Consider the following 18,355-nt stretch of genomic DNA (forward strand, 5'->3'; position numbering starts at 1 on the left):
TTGTGTCACTTCGGTTACTTCAGTATTATCGATTCTTATCCTATTATTTAGCAATTATGATTCTTGGTACTGCCTGTGTTTCCTTTAGGGAAAGTGATAAAAAAATGTTTCGAAAATTTAAAGAAACATCTATTACTCCTGTTATTGATTACGCAGATTATAATGGTAAAAAGATCAGATACATTTCTAGTGGAAAGATTAACAGTGCATTACCCACTATCATTTTTATTCACGGCGCTCCAGGTTCGGCCGGGAATTATTTAAGGTATCTAAAAGATACAGATTTAATAAAACAAGCAAACCTTGTATCAGTAGACCGACTGGGATATGGTTATTCTGAATTTGGTAATGCAGAAACTTCTATTGAAAAACAAGCGGAAGGGATCTATGCTATTGCAGAAAAGTATAGTTTGAAAAAAATACTACTTGTAGGGTGGTCTTATGGGGTGCCAATAGCGGTAAAGATGACGTTAAAATATCCTGAAGTAAAGCATAGTGTATTAGTTGCAGGGGCCATCTCACCAGAGGATGAAAAATTTTTTGGCATTGCAAAAATGGCACGATGGAAATTGACCAAATGGATGGTGCCAACAGCATTAAAAGTTGCAGACAAAGAAAAAATGGTACATGTTGAAGAACTTACCAAAATGTTAGACGATTGGCAACAAATTAACACACCCATAACCTATTACCATGGTAACAAAGACAAGATTGTACCCTATGAAAACATGGAATTTATTAAAGAAAAAGTGTCAAAAGATATTTTAAAAGATGTTACTATTAATGGCGCTGATCATTTTATTTTATCCAAGCATTTTGATTTGGTCAAAGATGAACTACTTAGTATAGTAAACTCTTTAAAGAATCATTAATAATTTAATTTTGATGTAGATTCTATTACTGCCCAAGTATCCCAAATCTTCTTTAGTCTGGGTTTAAATACACTAGAATCTTTACTTTTCTCAATGCGATCAAACAAATCATGCATTTCACCTCTGAGGTCCGTATAATTATCGGTTACTTCTATCATTTCATTCCAGGCAGCAATATGTTCATTAAAAGCATGAGAAAAATTATCAGAGCATCCGGAAAAATCCAATTTATTAAGATTAGAGGTATATTCTTGAATAGTTTGACTTAAGCTTATTTTTTCACAAGCATGATTTCTTATAGTTCCCAATGAATCATCTTGCTTTAGAACATAATTGATACACTCTTGAGAAGTAGGGATGAATTTACTTGACTTTTTCTTTTTGCAGGAAACAGCAAATAGAAAAGTTATGAGAGCAATTAAAGCTATATACTTTCTATACTGAAACATATATTAAAATTAAGAATGATTTAATGAACTGTTCAAAACCTCAGGTTTCATTTACTCTTTAGTGGTTTAGATTTTACTTTTTTCACACATATGTAAATGTTCAATAGTACTTTTTATTTACAAGATTAACGCATGGCATTACTAATGAACTGAAGTCCAACGGGTAGAGAATCGCGCCAAAAACTCCAAGTGTGCGCTCCATCTCGCATTCTAAATTCATGAGGAATGCCTTTTTTGGTGAGGTCAATGTGCAATTGTGAATTACCTAAGGTCAGAAAATCATCATCACCACAGTCAAAATAAATGGCGACCGTTTTTAGTAACTCAGCATCCTTAGTTTTTATCAAATGTAAAACATCATAATCTCTAATGGTCTTTGTAAGTCTCTCTTTACCCTTTTTTCCAACTATTGATGGCGATATACGACCAAAATAATCTTCAAAACTACCTGTATTTTCTGAAACTATTTCTTCTTCAGTAGATATACCAGAACTGAACCCAGCGCATGCACCAAAAGTGTTGTGGTATTTGAGGGCAAGCCTTAAACTACCAGAACCTCCCATTGAAAGCCCACTTATTGCCCTATATTTCTTTTGGCTTTTTATGCGATACTCTTTTTCTATATAGGGTATAAACTCCTTAATGAACATGTCCTCATAAGGATAAGTGCCATCATCTTTATTCATATATAGTCTGTCATCGCCATCAGGCATAATTAGTACCATTGGAATTATTTTTTTTCCTCTAATAAGTTCATCGGTAATATCTCGTACAAGTCCAATTCTTATCCAGTCAGTTTCATTACCTGTGAATCCGTTAAGAAGATAAACTACAGGGTATGAGTTGCCTGAACTTTCGTAACCATCAGGTAAATACACCGAGTATTTGACTTCTGAGTTAAGAAGCTTGCTTTTCATAGACAGGCTTTCAACAACTTTACTCTGAGCGGAAATTAAAAATGTTGAAAATAGGAATATAACAATAGATAGAAGTGTTTTCATAAGATTGAAAAAAAATATAATAGGCTTACTAAGATATTAAATATCAAGATGCTGAATGACAAAGGCATAAGTTTTTAAGTGTGAAGAGAGTGTTAAGAGTAGTGTAAGCGGTCTGGAAAAATTAATTAAACCAAACGGCATACCGTTTTCTATGAAGTTCAAGAGCCAAGGCTTTTTCTTTTTTTAATGCTTCTGCTCTAGACGCAATTGGCCCTATGTGATTGTAAAGACTTGGTCTTAGGTAAGAGCCATATTTTTCAACAATAGAAGACGATAATTTGTGCCCTTTACGATTTCTATACCCCGTTTTGTGTTGGAGAAAACGTTCCTTAGGTGTTTTGCTGGTCATGCCAACGTAAAGACATTCTAAAACACCGTTGAATTGCGGATTCGCCTCACGGAATCTTTTGTTTTCCGTAAAAATACGTTTAGAGAGTTCTACAACATAAATATGGTAAGGCATTCGATGAGTTTATCTAATTGAACTAATAAACTTGTCTATACTAGCTACCCTATTTTCGGTCAAGTGTTTTATAAAAGCAGACCCAATAATGGCCCCTTTAGAAAACTCCGTAGCTTGAGTAAAGGTTTCATTATTTGAAATACCAAATCCCACAATTTGTGGATTTTTAAGATTCATTTTCGATATTCTTTTGAAATAATCGGTTTGTTCATTTCCAAACCCACTTTTCGCTCCAGTTGTACTTGCTGAACTTACCATATAAATAAATCCATTAGAAACAGAGTCGATAAAATGGATGCGCTCATCACTTGTTTGTGGTGTAATTAAGAATACGTTGATTAACCCGTATTTTTCAAAAATAGCTTTGTATTGTTCATCATACACATCTACTGGCAGATCGGGTAGAATTAATCCGTCTATCCCTATTTCTTGACATTTTTTGCAAAATGCTTCTACTCCGTATTGCAAAACAGGATTGAAATACCCCATAATTATTAATGGAATTTGAATATTTTCACGGATATTCTTTAACTGATTGAATAATAATTCAGTTGTCATTCCATTTTTTAAGGCTTGGGTTGAACTGGCTTGTATGGTTGGGCCGTCTGCCAAAGGATCACTAAATGGCAAGCCAATTTCAAGCATATCTACTCCCGCTTTTTCAAGATTTTGAATGATATCTACAGTGTCGTTTAAGCCAGGATAACCTGCTGTAAAGTAGATGGATAATAGTTTCTTATCTTCCTGTAATTTTTTTTGTATTCTATTAGTCATTCTTTTTGTCATTTCGTAGGAGTGGAACGACAGAGAAATCTCCAAAAAGATTCTTCGCTTCGTTCAGAATGACACCCCTCTATAATTTAAAATAGTCTATATAATTCTGTAAATCTTTATCACCTCTTCCCGAAAGACTTATGACCACTAGACCCCCAGGATTGAATTGCTTGTGCTTAAAAACAGCTAGTGCATGACTCGATTCTATTGCAGGGATAATACCTTCGAGTTTTGCTAATTCCAAGCCTGCTTGCATGGCTTCATCATCAGTGGCTGAATAAAATTCACCACGCCCTGTTTTATACAAATGTGAATGCAAAGGCCCAACTCCTGGATAATCCAATCCAGCAGAAATAGAATAGGGTTCCGTAATCTGACCATCGTCGGTTTGCATTAAGAGTGTTTTGCAACCATGAATAATACCTTCTTTTCCTAAGACAGATGTTGCTGCACTTTCGCCAGAATGAATACCTTTTCCTGCTGCTTCTACGGCAATAATCCCTACATTTTGGTTATCTAAAAAGTTGTAGTAGGTACCTGCAGCATTACTCCCCCCACCGATGCATGCAACTACATAATCAGGATTTTCTCTACCCTCTTGTTCTTTTAATTGCCATTTGATTTCTTCTGAAATTACTGATTGAAAACGTGTTACCATATCGGGATATGGATGCGGTCCAATTGCAGAACCTATAATATAATGCGTGTCAACGGGATTATTGATCCAATCACGAATCGCTTCATTGGTAGCATCTTTCAAAGTTCTACTTCCTGATAAGGCCGGACGCACTTCTGCTCCCAGCATCTTCATGCGTGCAACATTTGGTGCCTGACGTGCGATATCAATCTCACCCATGTAGACTATACATTCAATTCCCATTAATGCGCAAACGGTAGCCGTGGCGACTCCATGTTGTCCAGCACCAGTCTCTGCAATAATTCTGGTTTTACCCAAACGCTTCGCCATTAAAATCTGGCCAATCGTATTATTGACTTTATGAGCTCCTGTATGATTTAGATCTTCTCGTTTTAAATATACTTTCGTATTGTATTTTTCACTTAAACGCTTGGCAAAATATAAGGGTGAAGGACGTCCAACGTAATTTTTTAATAACTGGTTGAACTCATCCTGAAATGAGGGCTCGGCCATTACTCTTAAGTAGTTCTGACGTAATTCTTCTACGTTAGGGTATAGCATTTCAGGAATGTAAGCTCCTCCAAACTCTCCGTAATATCCTTTTTCTGTTACGTGATAACTCATAATTTAGTTTTGTCTGGTCGAGTGAAATTCTGAAAGAATTTTGTATCGAGACCTCATTACTTCTTGATACAATTTTGTTCCACAAAATCACTCGAAGTGACGTATTTTTTCTTTAAACTTTTTTAATTTATTTATATTCTTTAAGCCTGGTTCAACTTCAAATCTGCTATTTACATCGATAGCATAACAGTACCTGGATTCCTGTCTGCGCATGAATGACAGGACATCGTCGACCTCATTCAAACCAATACCACCGCTTAAAAAATAAGGTTTTGTTGATGTATATCCTTTTAAAACACTCCAATCGAAAGCATATCCATTTCCTCCAGGTAATTTGCCTTTGGTGTCGAATAAAAAATAATCGACAACATCTTCATAAGGTTCTAAAACGGAAAAATCGAATTCATCTTTGATTGAGAATACTTTAATCAATTTAAAATTGCCATTGTGAGCAGAGTGCGGCAATCTGTTTGTTGAGATTACTTCGTCACTTTGTTCCTCGTAATGACGTTTCAATTCTTTACAATATTCAGAAGATTCGTTTCCATGTAATTGAATGGCATCCAAAGAATATTTTTTGACTTTTTCCAGAACAGTATTTATTTCGGCATCCACAAAAACACCTACTTTTTTGATTCCATCTGGCAATTCAGGAATTACACTATTAAAATTGCGAGGCGACTTGTCATAAAAAATAAAACCCAAATAGTCTGGCTGAAGTGCTGCTACCTCAGCTATATTATATTTCATACCGCAGACTTTTAGTTTCATTCTTCTAAATCTTTTATAAATTGAGCGGCACCTTTGCCGGGGCTATCAGTCTTCATAAAATTTTCACCAATTAGAAAACCTTGGTAGCCATATTCTTTTAAATCTTTTATAGCGTCTACAGAACTAATACCGCTTTCAGAAACTTTTACGAAATTTTCTGGAATCAAAGCACTCAAATTTTTACTTACTTGTGTACTTACTTCAAAAGTTTTTAAGTTTCTATTATTAACCCCGATCATATCTAAACTTGACATGATTGATTTTTCCAATTCTTCTTCATTATGCACTTCCAGTAATACATTCAAATTTAATGATTGAGCAAATTCCGAAAATCTCTTGATCTCCTTTCGATCCAAAATTGCAGCAATAAGCAATATCACGTCGGCACCATAGGCTTTCGCTTCCAACAGTTGATATTCATCAAGAATAAACTCTTTTCGCAGCAATGGCAAATGGCAACTTGCTCTGGCCAGCAGTAGATCATCTAAAGAGCCTCCAAAATATTTACTATCAGTCAATACTGACATTCCGCATACACCAGCTGCTTCGTAACCCAAAGCAACATCCTGCACGTTTAAACTTTGATTAATCACCAATTTAGATGGCGACCTTCGTTTATGTTCAGCAATAACTCCAGACGTACTTTTTCGCAATCTTTCAGCTAAGGAAATTGTTTGCCTTTCAAATAATATGGACTCTTCAAGTTTTTTTTCAGGAATGAGGTCCTTTTTTAAGTCAACTTCTTTGCGTTTATCAGCAACTATTTTATCAAGTATTGTCATTTACTTAATGTTATCAGTTTTTCTAATTTCTGCTTTGCTTTTCCTGATAATAGAGATTCTTTAGCCAACTCAAAACCCTCTTTTGGTTGTAACCCTTTTATGGTGGCTATAGCCATACCGGCATTTGCAGACACAACATTATTTTGAGCTTCTGTTCCATTACCAGAAATTACCTTCATAAAAATATCGGCCGATTCTTTAATAGAATCACCACCGAAAATATCTTCCTGCTTAATAGTCTTTGCACCAAAGTCATCCGGAGCTAACATATCCTCGGAGCTGTTAGAGATCATTTTTGTTTTCCCCGTAAGGGAGATTTCATCATAACCATCCAACGTATGTAAAATGGTGAAATTCTTATCCGATTTTTGATAGAGATATCCGTACAATCGGGCTAATTCCAGACTAAAAACCCCCACCAGTTGATTTTTAGGAAAAGCGGGATTTACCATAGGTCCTAACATATTGAAAAATGTTTTTACACCCAATTCTCTTCGAATGGGCGCTACATTTTTCATAGCTGGATGAAACAAAGGTGCATGTAACACACAAATATTTGCCTCATCTAAACAACGTTTTAAAAAACCGCTTTCGTTGCTAAACCTAATTCCTAAATGTTCCATTACATTGCTTGAGCCAGAAATAGAAGAGACACCATAATTACCATGTTTCGTAACGTGAATATCAGTACCAGCAGCAACAAAAGAGGATAAAGTAGAAATGTTAAAAGTATTCTTGCCATCTCCACCTGTACCGCATAAATCGATCGTATTGTAATCAGAAACATCCAACGGAATACATAACTCTAATAAAGCATCACGAAAACCTTCTAATTCTTCAACAGTAATTGTTCGCATCATATATACCGTTAAAAAAGAAGCGATTTGACTCTGATTATATTCTCCTTTAGAAATGTTTACCAGAACATTTCTTGCTTCTTTTTTAGAAATGGTTTCGTGATTGATCAATCTATTTAAAAGTGCTTTCATAATTAAGAATTGATCCAGTTCTTTAATATTTGTTTTCCGTTAGGTGTTAAAACCGATTCGGGATGGTATTGTACCCCTTTTACATCATATTCTTTATGTCGCAACGACATAATCTGCCCATTTTCATCAAAAGAAGTCGCCTCTAAAATATCTGGCAAATCTGTGTTTACCACCCAAGAATGATAGCGCCCTACTGCAAATTCCTTCTCAAGACCTTTAAACAAGTCTTCATCATCTACATTCAGCGTAACATTGGTAGCAACTCCATGATAAACGGTATCTAAATTGGTAATACTCCCACCAAAAACCTCACCAATAGCCTGCTGCCCTAGACATACCCCTAGTATACTCTTAGTGGGCGCATATCTTTCAATAATGGCCTTTAATAATCCAGCTTCATCAGGAATTCCTGGTCCAGGAGATAATACAATTTTCTCATACGCATCTACCTCCTCAAGGGTTAACTTATCATTTCGTTTTACCGTTACCTCACAATCTAGATCTTCTAAATAATGAACCAGATTGTAGGTAAAACTATCATAGTTATCTATTATTAATACTTTCATATTCATTTCCCATGAAAATGGGAATCTTTTAATTATTAATTTATATTTCTGGATTCCTGCCTTCGCAGGAATGACATTTATTATTATTTTATCCGTTCTGCCGCCTCCAAAGCTTTGGTTAAGGCCCCTAATTTATTATACAATTCCTGTAACTCATGTTCAGGATTCGATTTTGAAACTAATCCAGCACCTGCTTGCCAATGTAGCGTATGATTTTTACTTAAAAATGTCCTGATCATAATGGCATGATTGAAATTGCCTTCAAAATCCATAAAACCAATAGCACCTCCATAAAATTCACGACTCGTTTTTTCATACTTTTCAATCAATTGCATCGCCATATGCTTTGGTGCACCACTTAAGGTTCCTGCCGGAAAGGTATCGGCAACTACTTGCATTGTGGAAGTTCCTTCATGCTTCTTTCCAGTTACCTTACTTACCAAATGAATAACATGCGAAAAGAATTGTACCTCACGATAACGATCGACAGTCACTTGAGAGCCATGACGGCTTAGATCATTACGGGCTAAATCCACCAACATGACATGCTCAGCATTTTCTTTTTCATCTTGTGATAATTTTTCCGCCAATTCAGCATCCTTCAAATCATCACCTGTTCTTTTAAATGTACCTGCTATTGGATGAATTTCTGCTTGTCCATCCTTAACAACCAATTGTGCTTCTGGAGAACTACCAAAAATTTTAAAGTCACCAAAATCAAAAAAGAATAAATAAGGTGACGGATTAATAGTTCTTAAGGCGCGATATACATTAAACTCATCTCCTTTAAACTTTTGAGAGAATTTTTTTGATAATACCAATTGAAAAACATCGCCACGTGCACAGTGTTTTTTAGCCAACACAACATGTTCCTTATATTCCTCGTCGGTAAGATTTGATGCAATATTTCCATCAGTTGAAAAATCAAATGTTGCATAATTTTTTGCCTTTAATAACTGGTGTATTTCATCAACGTTATTACTACCATCAAAGCTATTAGAGAATATGTATGCAACATTTTCAAAGTTACTAATGGCAATGATATTTTGATAAACGGCATAATACATATCCGGAATTCCCAGAGAACCATCTTTTTTTGAGATTTCTAAGTCTTCAAAGTATCGAACGGCGTCATACGCTGTATACCCGAAAATTCCATTGGTAATAAACTTGAATTTTTTATCAAGATTTACACTAAACCTTCTTGAAAATTGATGAAATAATTCAGGGACATTGGTTGTTTCATTTATTTCAATTTGTGATGATGTATTATCAGGAAATGTTTGAGTGACTTTTTCATCAGCTACCTTAATGGAAGCAATAGGATTAAAACAGACATAAGAAAAGCTATTATCTGTAGCCCGATAATCACTATTCTCTAATAATATACTATTAGGGAATTGATCACGGATTTTTAGGTAGATACTTACTGGAGTAATGGTGTCAGCTATGATTTTTTTATAACTTGATTTTAATAGGTAGTGCTTCATTTGATAAATTGAAAAAGGCTTGTCGTGAATGACAAGCCTTTTAGATATTATTTATTTTAAATATACGCAGGTGTTACTTCACGAATTTTACATTTCGAAAGTTCCACCACCAAGTATTATTTAAATTGTTATTCATTTTTTATTCTAATGAGACAAATGTAATAACTTTATTTTATTATTAAAAAATATTTAGAATTATTTAAGGTGTTGTTAGCTGCACTTGCTGCCAATCAATCCCATTGTGAAAGTATAGATTGCCATCTGTACCTGCATATAAATCACCAAGATTTCCGGCTGGAGGTGAGGTTGGGTCCTGTGGTTCAAGACGCATAACACCACTCACATGTAATTGTTGTTGTGGAGCATCTGTACCTAAACCTAAATTACCTTCTAAATAAGAGTCAGCAGGAGTACCTGAATGAATGGCAAAATTTTCATTGGTACCATCATTAAAATCTGGATGTATAAAAAGAGCATAACTATCAGTAGCAGTCCCTTGATTAGCATCCCAGTAGTCAAGATAAAGACCATACACCTGATTCATTGTAGCAAAATTACTAATAAAAATGTAGCCGCCACGGGCATCATTAATTTGGCCATTGTTACCAAATAAAGTATAATGACCATAGCTATTTGTAATTGTGCCGCTATTGTCAATTGTTGATCTTAACCCATGAGCATTGGTCATAACATTTTCATTAACGATAGTCTGCCATGAACCAACACCTTGGCTTATAACACCGGTACTGGCATTCTCTACGGTTCCAAGTACAGCAGTAGCATTACTAATAGTTCCAGTATTGGCATTCTGCGCTAATGGGGCAAAACCGGTTGCGGTTGTAGCTGTACCAGTACCATTATAGATAGCATCAAACCTTACAGCAGTATTAACTGCATCAATATCTTGCTCGCTAGTTACATGTAGCTTATGGGATGTGTCTGTTCTACCGATTGCTACATTACCTTGAGTATAAGCTGCTATTGTTGGGTCATCACCATCAACAAATTTACCGGGTCCACCTGTGCCATTAACCCAAGCGGCGCCATTATAGATCCAAACTGAATTTGTATCTGTATCATAAGCCTGTAATCCAATCGCAGGCGAGGCAATTGCCTCTCTTTGTGCTGTTGTCATTCTTGGTATCAACACCCCTTGAGTAGTAGACGTCATATCCAATATTGAAGATGCGTCTGGCGAAGTTGTTCCTATTCCTATTTGAGCAAAACCAAAAGATGTACTTGCTAAAAATCCTAATATGAGTAATTTTATTTTCATAGTGAGCGTTTATTCTAAGATTATTTTTTTTGTTCCTTGTTTTCCTTCATGAAGGAATTTTAAGAAGTAAATTCCGCTCCTAATAGAATTTCTACTTAAAGAGCCTAGACCATTAAAAGTGTTAATGTTTTGATATGATCTTACTTGTTTTCCTGTAACATCATATAGAATCGCCTTTAATCCATCAAGATCGTTTTGAGATACAAATCTGATATTTTCAGAGGCGCTTATAGGATTTGAAAGTATAGAAATTCCATTGGTTATAAACAGATCATCTGTTCCTAATACAACTTGATTATCTATACCAAAAGTAAATTGAGTAAAACCATTAAGGTCAACAGAATTACTTGTATCACTTGTGACAGTTCCGTTTGATAAATCTCCGGTAATTGTATTTGTTTGGGGAGCACTCACCAGATTCCAAGTGTCAGTGTTATAGCCAACAATAGCTACAGAACTTAAAACACCACCATTGTTATTAACCAGATTGGTGATATCACTATTCTCATTCCATGGCAAAGTAATAATTGCATTACCGGTTAACTCCCAATATTCAACATCAGAAACGGCATTTACATTTGTACCATTTGTTCCAGAATTTGGAGTATTATTAAAATAAGAGGCAAAAATATCACCAGTATGGTTAGCAATCACAGGAGCATAAACACTGTTGTTACCAACGGGAAGTTTTGTTTCACCAGTACCAATGGCAGTAACAGCACCATCTACATATTCTGTGGCACTTCCCCAATCATTATCTGCTTCAACAGAAAAAGCACCTGACCCACCCAAAGTTACAACCGTATTACTGGTTGTAAATGGCAAGTCTATTTTTAAGTAGAATTCTGCGCCATCACCCACAAACAATTGTTGAGCAATAGTATATTGAAATACAAAGAATAAGAAAAAGCAACTAACTAAGATTGGTCGAATTGATTTCATAACACTCAAAAATAATAAAAACAGGTAAACTGAATGTTATAAAATGATATTATTTGTCTTTTATTTTGTAGTAAATGATCATCAACACCAATAAAATGCTGACTGTATTTGCTAATTTGATTGAAATACTATTCATTAAAATTCCGTAAATCAGCCATAGAATTAAACCTGTAAGCATCACCAAATACATGGTTAGTGAAACTTCTTTAGCAGACTTTTCTTTATAAATTTTATAGGCTTGAGGTGCAAACGCTGCCGTTGTACAAAGAGCTGCTACAATACCTATAATTTCGGCATTGAAATCCACTAGCCAACAATATTTACAATCTTACCGGGCACTACAATTACTTTTTTAGGTGTACGCCCTTGCAGTTGCGCTTGTGTTCTCTCATGTGCCATTACTGCCTCTTCTATCTGCTCTTTATTTAGGTCTAAACCTAACTCCATAGTAAAACGCATCTTACCATTAAAGGAAATAGGATAATTCTTAGTATTTTCTACTAAATGACTTGCATCAAACTCTGGGAATTCAGCAAATGCAATCGATTCTTCGTGGCCCAATCTGCTCCATAGTTCTTCAGCTATATGCGGTGCATAAGGAGAAATTAAGATTAACAAAGGTTCAAGAATTTCTCTACTCGAACATTTTTGAGCTGCTAATTCATTTACGGCAATCATAAACGTGGAGACTGAAGTATTGAACGAAAAATTCTCAATATCTTCTTCAACCTTTTTAATGGTTTTATGTAGCGTCTTTAAATTATCTTTTGTCGGTTCTTCATCGCTTACGCGGAAGCTATCACCTTCATGGTACAATTTCCATAATTTTTTTAGGAAACTATGTACTCCCGTAATACCAGCTGTATTCCAAGGTTTTGATTGCTCTAAAGGGCCTAAGAACATCTCGTACAAGCGCAAACTATCTGCTCCGTAATGCTTGCAAATATTATCAGGATTTACAACATTGTATTTTGACTTCGACATTTTTTCGACTTCACGGCCAACAACATATTTACCATTCTCTAAAATGAATTCTGCTTCTCTATATTCTGGTCGCCAATCTTTAAATGCTTCAATATCTAATTCATCTGATGCATTTACAAAGGCAACATCTGTATGTATTTTATTGAAAAATAATTCTGGTATTTTGTTTAATTTTATTTCGGATCTTCCTTTTTCTATTAACAAATTATTTATTTGATCGACAATAACATTTCCAATAGTATTAACGTCTCCTGAATTGTTTTCTTCAAATATTTTTTTAGAAACAAAAGCATTTAGTCTCAAATTTTGCTGTTCATCTGTTATTATCAAGTTATAAACAAAAGCACTTGTCCCAGTAATCATTCCCTGATTAATTAGTTTTTTGGCAAACTCTTCTTTTGGTACATACCCTTTATCAAACATAAATTTCTGCCAAAAACGAGAGTATAATAGGTGCCCTGTTGCATGTTCTACACCTCCGATATATAGGTCAACATCTTGCCAGTATTTAATGACTTCTTGTGAGAAGATTTCGACATCATTATGCGCATCCATATACCTATTAAAGTACTGCGAACTCCCTGCCCACCCAGGCATAGTATTCAATTCTAATGGAAACACATTCGAGTGGTTTATTAGTTCATTAGAAACCACTTGGTTTTTCTCAACGTCCCAGGCCCACACTTCAGCATTCCCTAACGGTGGTCTACCATCTTCAGTAGGTAAGTATTTTTCTACCTCCGGTAATACAATCGGTAAATGCTCAGCATCGATCATTTGAGGTATACCATCTTTATAATACACCGGAAAGGGCTCTCCCCAATAACGCTGACGACTAAATACCGCATCACGCAATCTATAATTCACCTTACCATAACCCAAACCACGTTTTTCGATTTCATAGATAATGGTTTTCATAGCTTTTTTATACTTCAAACCATTTAAGAAATCTGAGTTGGCAATCACCGTATTTTCTTTATCAGAAAATGCCTCTTCAGAAACATCTATGCCTTCAAAAATATTAGGGATAGGAATATCAAAATGTTTGGCGAAAGCATAGTCGCGCTCATCACCACAAGGTACGGCCATAACTGCACCGGTACCGTAATTTGCTAGCACGTAGTCACCAATCCAAATCTGTACTTTTTCTCCTGAAAATGGGTGAATCGCATACGCGCCTGTAAATACTCCAGAAATGGTTTTTACGTCTGCCATTCTATCACGTTCGCTACGTTTAGCAGACGCTTCTACATAAGCATCAACCTCATCCTTTTGTCCTTTAGTTGTAATTTTTGAAACTAGCTCATGTTCAGGTGCCAACGTCATAAAACTTACTCCAAAAATAGTATCAGGCCTCGTGGTAAATACGTCAATTTTGGCATCATACCCGTCTACTTCAAATGATACCATGGCACCTTCTGAACGGCCAATCCAATTCGTTTGAATATCTTTTAATGGCTGTGGCCAATCAATGGTATGTAGACCATCTAACAATCTTTGAGCATAAGCAGAAATACGCATACTCCATTGTTTCATTTTCTTACGAACTACCGGATGACCGCCACGTTCAGAAACACCATTTACAATCTCATCATTCGCCAAAACAGTACCTAAAGCTGGCACCCAATTCACTTCGGTTTCTGATAGGAATGTTAATCTATACTTTAAAAGTATTTCCTGCTTTTCAACTTCAGATAAATCATTCCATTCATTCGCGGTAAAAGTTTCAACATCATCATCCGCGGAAGCGTTTACATTTGAATTTCCATCTTTCTCAAATATTGAAATTAAGGTGGTAATATCCTCAGCTTTATCAGTGTCTTTGTTGTACCAAGAATTAAACAGTTGAATGAAGATCCATTGTGTCCATTTGTAATAACTTGGTTCTGAAGTTCGTACTTCACGACTCCAATCAAAAGAGAAACCCAACTGGTCTAACTGCCTGCGGTAGGTCTTAATATTTTCTTCTGTTGTAATAGCTGGATGCTGTCCTGTTTGGATGGCATATTGTTCTGCCGGTAAGCCAAACGAGTCGTACCCTTGAGGGTGTAATACATTGAATCCTTTATGGCGTTTATAACGCGCATAAATATCACTGGCAATATATCCTAGAGGATGACCCACATGCAGCCCTGCTCCTGAAGGATAGGGAAACATATCCAACACATAATATTTAGGCTTATCTGAAGTATTTTCTACCTTAAAAGTTTCGTTTTCTGCCCAAAACTTTTGCCACTTAGCTTCTATTTCATTGAAATGGTAACTCATTTACTCTAATTCTAAAATCTTAGTAATAATGTATTTCTTTAAAAAATGGATTCCGCATCAATCTTGATAACTGGCGGGACGGAATGACAAAGAAATACCTCGCTACGATCATGCCGTTTTGAAGTGGCAAAGTTATAATTAATATGGTTATCTTAAGTAGTTATTTTGCATTAAAAAAGCGAGGCAAAGCCCCGCTTTTTAACATTATTTTATATAATTAATACTTGATAGGAACAGTAATAATTGTATTTCCCCAACCTAAAAGCATATTTACATTTCCTTCCTCACCATCGAAAGCAATAGAAAAAGCTTCGATATGAGCTTCACCTTTAGATACTGCTCCTTTTACACGAACAACATCTTCAGATTCTTTGTAAGTATAAGCACCCCAGGCATTTTTAGCGGAGTTTAAAATTAGTGTCCACTCAGTCTCGCCAGGAATTGTAAAAAAGGCATAAGTTCCTACTTTTACATTTTCACCGCCAAAATTAACATCTTGGAAAAATGTGATTTCCGCTGCTTCATTAGCACCTGTTCTCCAAACTTTTCCTGCTGGAGCTAATGATTCTAGTTCTCTTTTTCTTAGTTGTGGTCTACTATAAATAACTTTTATTGATTTGTCTAACACTTTATAATCTTTAGGAAACCATGCTGCATCCATTGGGCTAGGATTTAGGCCACTAAATATATGATTTGAGGTGTTGTCTTTAGGTTTTTCGGTACAAGATGACATTGCAAATACCATCGCCAAGATTATAACTAATTTTTTCATGATTACTTTTTAGATGTTCGCTATTTGTTTTAAAGAGATACAAGTAACAAAAAAATATATAAATGATAAACTGTTTTATTTCATTTATTTCTCGCTAGTTTTTCTTGAGGGAGTAAACAATTATAAGTAAAATTATTTAGAGGAGTTGATATCCCAAGAATGTTGCCTTGATCAACAATGTATCCATTAAAATTTTCGAGCTCGCTAGGTTTTCCTTCCATAATATCACGTTGCATAGATGCTGTAGTATTAGGCCCCATACTTAAAAACATGGCAATTGCTCTTTCAACATCTTTTATGGTTAAATTGATCTTTTTAGCATTGGCAACAGATTTTATCTCATGAGCAGTAGTTCTAATGAGTTGCATAATATTAGTATCATGTTGAAGTTGGCCAAAAGGCACCCTGGTTAAAGCACCAATACCACTAACTGTGGCAATAAACAAAAATTTTCTCCAGATATCTAAGTGAATATCATTTGATACTTTGTTTTTTATGTTTGATTGTGAAAAAATGGTATGAATTTTTTGAATTCTTTCGGTTTGACTATTGTCATATTCACCAAAAATAATTTCAGGTTCATATACAAAATGATTGATGATACCAGGAGCCTCAATTTTACTGACGATCTTACACAAGCCGGCCAAAACATTTTTATGAGGAAGTACTGCTCTTAATTTATCAGCATTATCCGCCCCATTCTGTAATGGTAAAACCATTGTTTTTTCGGTAAGAATAGATTTGATCTGTTTTGCTACATTAGCAACCTGCCAAGACTTTGTTGCCAAAATAATTAAGTCAGGATTTTGAATTTCCTCAATAGTATTAGTGGCTTTTGGATGCACCTTAAAATCTCCATTAATACTTTTTACTTGCAATCCATTTCGTTGGATTGCTTCTAAATGTTTTCCTCTTGCAATAAAAGTTACATCATACCCAGTTTTGGCTAATTTCCCTCCAAAATAGCCACCTACACCACCGGCACCAATAACAACAATATTCATGTGAATTGTTTTAAGTTTAAAAGTACGCTTTTTTTGTACTTTTAGACTGCTTAAATCCAATACATGAAGAACTTAATTTTTATTGCCAGTATACTTTTGATATTAACCTGTCAAAAACAAGAAAAAGCAGATCTTTTGGTTATAAATGGAACTATTTATACAGTTGATGATGACTTTGCAATGGCGGAAGCTTTCGCAGTAAGTGATGGTAAAATCATAGCTGTTGGCAGCACTTTTGAGCTTCAAGAAAAATTTACCGCAATGGAAACCATAGATGCAAAGGGGAAAGCAATATATCCCGGGTTTATAGACGCCCATTGTCATTTTTACCGGCTAGGATTACAGCAGCAAAAAGTGGATTTAATGGGCACAAAAAGTTATGATAAAGTTTTAGAACGATTGATAAATTTTCAAAAAGAAAAGAATGTAAACTATATTACAGGAAGAGGATGGGATCAAAATGATTGGGAGGTTAAAAAATTCCCCACTAAAGAAAAATTAGATTCACTGTTTCCGAATACCCCCGTTGCCATTCGAAGGATAGATGGTCATGCTTTATTAGCAAATCAGGCCGCTATAGATTTGGCTGGAGTAACTATTGATACTGAATTTTCGGGCGGTGATATTCTCAAAAAAGAGGGGAAGCTAACAGGTATTTTTATAGATAGGCCTATGAATTTAATTGGAGCTACAATTCCAGGCCCAAGCCTAAAAGAATCTGTACAGGCCCTTAAAGATGCAGAGAACATTTGTTTTGATCTTGGCTTAACCACTGTGGATGATGCTGGACTTTCTAAAGAAACTATTGAGCTAATAGATAGCTTGCAACAAGTTGGAGAATTGAAAATGCGTGTTTATGCAATGGCATCGGCATACCCTGAAAATCTAGATTATTACTTAAATAAGGGCATTTATAAAACTGATCGCTTAAATGTACGCTCATTTAAAGTATATGGAGATGGTGCTTTGGGGTCTCGAGGTGCGGCTATGCGAAAACCCTACAGCGATCAATCAGGTCATTATGGAGCTATGGTAAATACTATTGATTTTTTGGAAGATACGGCTGAACGTATAGCCAATTCCGAATTTCAAATGAATACGCATGCTATTGGAGATTCGGCAAATCATTTTTTATTAGAAACATATAAGCGCGTTTTAGAAAATAAGAAAGATAGACGCTGGAAGATTGAGCATGCGCAAATAGTGTCTCCTGAAGATTTTAAGTTGTTTGATAATATTATTCCTTCAGTACAACCTACACATGCAACGAGTGATATGTATTGGGCGGAAGATCGAGTGGGGCCAGATCGCATAAAAGGAGGTTATGCTTTTAAGGACTTATTAAAACAATATGGCAAAATAGCTTTAGGGACTGATTTTCCTGTTGAAAAAGTGAGCCCGTTTTTAACCTTTTATGCAGCTGTTGCGCGGAAGGATTTAGATAATTATCCTGAAGGAGGTTATCAGATGGAAAATGCTCTTTCTCGGGAAGAAGCGTTGAAAGGAATGACTATTTGGGCAGCCTATTCAAATTTTGAAGAAAACGAAAAAGGAAGTATTGAAGTAGGTAAGTTTGCCGATTTTATCATTTTAGATCACGACATAATGACGGTTGGTATAGATAAAGTGCCTGCCACAAAGGTATTAGAGACATATGTTAATGGTGAAAAAGTGAAATAAAAAACCCGAAA

General features: G+C 35.4%; 18 protein-coding genes. 2 read left to right on the forward strand and 16 right to left on the reverse strand.

The genetic code is table 11. The features are described from left to right. Nucleotides 1–104 precede the first annotated feature (104 nt). On the forward strand, nucleotides 105–872 hold the full coding sequence (locus tag AC1EU5_RS01745) for an alpha/beta fold hydrolase (RefSeq protein ID WP_480190623.1): 768 nt from the start codon (nucleotides 105–107) through the stop codon (nucleotides 870–872). On the opposite strand, the gene AC1EU5_RS01750 is transcribed toward AC1EU5_RS01745, so the two are convergent. From AC1EU5_RS01750 to AC1EU5_RS01825, 16 genes are all read right to left on the reverse strand, one after another. Continuing rightward, nucleotides 869–1,321, reverse strand: coding sequence for a hypothetical protein (locus AC1EU5_RS01750; RefSeq protein WP_480190624.1), 453 nt, complete (start codon nucleotides 1,319–1,321; stop codon nucleotides 869–871). The genes AC1EU5_RS01745 and AC1EU5_RS01750 overlap by 4 nt on opposite strands. A 125-nt stretch (nucleotides 1,322–1,446) precedes the next feature. After that, nucleotides 1,447–2,238 carry an alpha/beta hydrolase gene (locus tag AC1EU5_RS01755; RefSeq protein ID WP_480190625.1) on the reverse strand — a complete coding sequence of 264 codons (792 nt, stop codon included), beginning with the start codon at nucleotides 2,236–2,238 and terminating at the stop codon, nucleotides 1,447–1,449. 205 nt (nucleotides 2,239–2,443) lie between these two features. Further along, nucleotides 2,444–2,785 carry a GIY-YIG nuclease family protein gene (locus tag AC1EU5_RS01760; protein WP_480190626.1) on the reverse strand — a complete coding sequence of 114 codons (342 nt, stop codon included), beginning with the start codon at nucleotides 2,783–2,785 and terminating at the stop codon, nucleotides 2,444–2,446. A gap of 9 nt (nucleotides 2,786–2,794) precedes the next feature. Continuing rightward, nucleotides 2,795–3,559 (reverse strand): tryptophan synthase subunit alpha, encoded by a 765-nt coding sequence (gene trpA, locus AC1EU5_RS01765; protein ID WP_480190627.1) that lies wholly within the window; start codon nucleotides 3,557–3,559, stop codon nucleotides 2,795–2,797. 79 nt (nucleotides 3,560–3,638) lie between these two features. Further along, nucleotides 3,639–4,820 carry a tryptophan synthase subunit beta gene (gene trpB / locus AC1EU5_RS01770; protein WP_480190628.1) on the reverse strand — a complete coding sequence of 394 codons (1,182 nt, stop codon included), beginning with the start codon at nucleotides 4,818–4,820 and terminating at the stop codon, nucleotides 3,639–3,641. A gap of 87 nt (nucleotides 4,821–4,907) precedes the next feature. After that, on the reverse strand, nucleotides 4,908–5,591 hold the full coding sequence (locus AC1EU5_RS01775; RefSeq protein ID WP_480190629.1) for a phosphoribosylanthranilate isomerase: 684 nt from the start codon (nucleotides 5,589–5,591) through the stop codon (nucleotides 4,908–4,910). After that, complete coding sequence (gene trpC / locus AC1EU5_RS01780; RefSeq protein ID WP_480190630.1) at nucleotides 5,588–6,373, reverse strand: indole-3-glycerol phosphate synthase TrpC; 786 nt, start codon at nucleotides 6,371–6,373, stop codon at nucleotides 5,588–5,590. The genes AC1EU5_RS01775 and trpC overlap by 4 nt, the downstream gene beginning before the upstream one ends. Beyond that, complete coding sequence (gene trpD, locus AC1EU5_RS01785) at nucleotides 6,370–7,362, reverse strand: anthranilate phosphoribosyltransferase (protein ID WP_480190631.1); 993 nt, start codon at nucleotides 7,360–7,362, stop codon at nucleotides 6,370–6,372. Before trpD ends, trpC begins: the two co-directional genes overlap by 4 nt. Before the next feature lie 2 nt (nucleotides 7,363–7,364). After that, a complete protein-coding gene (locus AC1EU5_RS01790) occupies nucleotides 7,365–7,928 on the reverse strand; it encodes an anthranilate synthase component II (protein WP_480190632.1) in 564 nt (187 codons plus the stop codon). A gap of 83 nt (nucleotides 7,929–8,011) precedes the next feature. After that, entirely contained in the window at nucleotides 8,012–9,418 is a 1,407-nt protein-coding gene (locus AC1EU5_RS01795; RefSeq protein ID WP_480190633.1) for an anthranilate synthase component I family protein, read from the reverse strand. A 199-nt stretch (nucleotides 9,419–9,617) separates the two neighbouring features. Then, the gene (locus tag AC1EU5_RS01800) at nucleotides 9,618–10,694 is read right to left on the reverse strand and encodes a hypothetical protein (RefSeq protein ID WP_480190634.1); all 1,077 of its coding nucleotides are present in this window, start codon (nucleotides 10,692–10,694) and stop codon (nucleotides 9,618–9,620) included. Nucleotides 10,695–10,703: 9 nt separating this feature from the next. Further along, complete coding sequence (locus AC1EU5_RS01805; protein WP_480190635.1) at nucleotides 10,704–11,636, reverse strand: T9SS type A sorting domain-containing protein; 933 nt, start codon at nucleotides 11,634–11,636, stop codon at nucleotides 10,704–10,706. Nucleotides 11,637–11,685: 49 nt separating this feature from the next. Next, nucleotides 11,686–11,943, reverse strand: coding sequence for a SemiSWEET family sugar transporter (locus AC1EU5_RS01810; protein WP_480190636.1), 258 nt, complete (start codon nucleotides 11,941–11,943; stop codon nucleotides 11,686–11,688). Then, on the reverse strand, nucleotides 11,943–14,888 hold the full coding sequence (locus tag AC1EU5_RS01815) for a leucine--tRNA ligase (RefSeq protein ID WP_480190637.1): 2,946 nt from the start codon (nucleotides 14,886–14,888) through the stop codon (nucleotides 11,943–11,945). Before AC1EU5_RS01815 ends, AC1EU5_RS01810 begins: the two co-directional genes overlap by 1 nt. A 217-nt stretch (nucleotides 14,889–15,105) precedes the next feature. Then, complete coding sequence (locus tag AC1EU5_RS01820) at nucleotides 15,106–15,660, reverse strand: DUF2911 domain-containing protein (RefSeq protein ID WP_480190638.1); 555 nt, start codon at nucleotides 15,658–15,660, stop codon at nucleotides 15,106–15,108. An 80-nt stretch (nucleotides 15,661–15,740) separates the two neighbouring features. Then, nucleotides 15,741–16,664, reverse strand: coding sequence for a ketopantoate reductase family protein (locus AC1EU5_RS01825; RefSeq protein WP_480190639.1), 924 nt, complete (start codon nucleotides 16,662–16,664; stop codon nucleotides 15,741–15,743). Between the two features lie 63 nt (nucleotides 16,665–16,727). Here AC1EU5_RS01825 and AC1EU5_RS01830 point away from each other — a divergent pair, with 63 nt between their 5' ends. Further along, nucleotides 16,728–18,344 carry an amidohydrolase gene (locus AC1EU5_RS01830; protein ID WP_480190640.1) on the forward strand — a complete coding sequence of 539 codons (1,617 nt, stop codon included), beginning with the start codon at nucleotides 16,728–16,730 and terminating at the stop codon, nucleotides 18,342–18,344. The last annotated feature ends 11 nt before the right edge of the window (nucleotides 18,345–18,355 follow it).

The organism is Maritimimonas sp. 2405UD52-3, from assembly GCF_056591715.1.

Coding starts and splice junctions, on each gene's coding strand:
- AC1EU5_RS01745 (WP_480190623.1), top strand. CDS start 105: ATGTTTCGAAAATTTAAAGAAACATCTATTACTCCTGTTATTGATTAC.
- AC1EU5_RS01750 (WP_480190624.1), bottom strand. CDS start 1,321: ATGTTTCAGTATAGAAAGTATATAGCTTTAATTGCTCTCATAACTTTT.
- AC1EU5_RS01755 (WP_480190625.1), bottom strand. CDS start 2,238: ATGAAAAGCAAGCTTCTTAACTCAGAAGTCAAATACTCGGTGTATTTA.
- AC1EU5_RS01760 (WP_480190626.1), bottom strand. CDS start 2,785: ATGCCTTACCATATTTATGTTGTAGAACTCTCTAAACGTATTTTTACG.
- trpA (WP_480190627.1), bottom strand. CDS start 3,559: ATGACTAATAGAATACAAAAAAAATTACAGGAAGATAAGAAACTATTA.
- trpB (WP_480190628.1), bottom strand. CDS start 4,820: ATGAGTTATCACGTAACAGAAAAAGGATATTACGGAGAGTTTGGAGGA.
- AC1EU5_RS01775 (WP_480190629.1), bottom strand. CDS start 5,591: ATGAAACTAAAAGTCTGCGGTATGAAATATAATATAGCTGAGGTAGCA.
- trpC (WP_480190630.1), bottom strand. CDS start 6,373: ATGACAATACTTGATAAAATAGTTGCTGATAAACGCAAAGAAGTTGAC.
- trpD (WP_480190631.1), bottom strand. CDS start 7,362: ATGAAAGCACTTTTAAATAGATTGATCAATCACGAAACCATTTCTAAA.
- AC1EU5_RS01790 (WP_480190632.1), bottom strand. CDS start 7,928: ATGAAAGTATTAATAATAGATAACTATGATAGTTTTACCTACAATCTG.
- AC1EU5_RS01795 (WP_480190633.1), bottom strand. CDS start 9,418: ATGAAGCACTACCTATTAAAATCAAGTTATAAAAAAATCATAGCTGAC.
- AC1EU5_RS01800 (WP_480190634.1), bottom strand. CDS start 10,694: ATGAAAATAAAATTACTCATATTAGGATTTTTAGCAAGTACATCTTTT.
- AC1EU5_RS01805 (WP_480190635.1), bottom strand. CDS start 11,636: ATGAAATCAATTCGACCAATCTTAGTTAGTTGCTTTTTCTTATTCTTT.
- AC1EU5_RS01815 (WP_480190637.1), bottom strand. CDS start 14,888: ATGAGTTACCATTTCAATGAAATAGAAGCTAAGTGGCAAAAGTTTTGG.
- AC1EU5_RS01820 (WP_480190638.1), bottom strand. CDS start 15,660: ATGAAAAAATTAGTTATAATCTTGGCGATGGTATTTGCAATGTCATCT.
- AC1EU5_RS01825 (WP_480190639.1), bottom strand. CDS start 16,664: ATGAATATTGTTGTTATTGGTGCCGGTGGTGTAGGTGGCTATTTTGGA.
- AC1EU5_RS01830 (WP_480190640.1), top strand. CDS start 16,728: ATGAAGAACTTAATTTTTATTGCCAGTATACTTTTGATATTAACCTGT.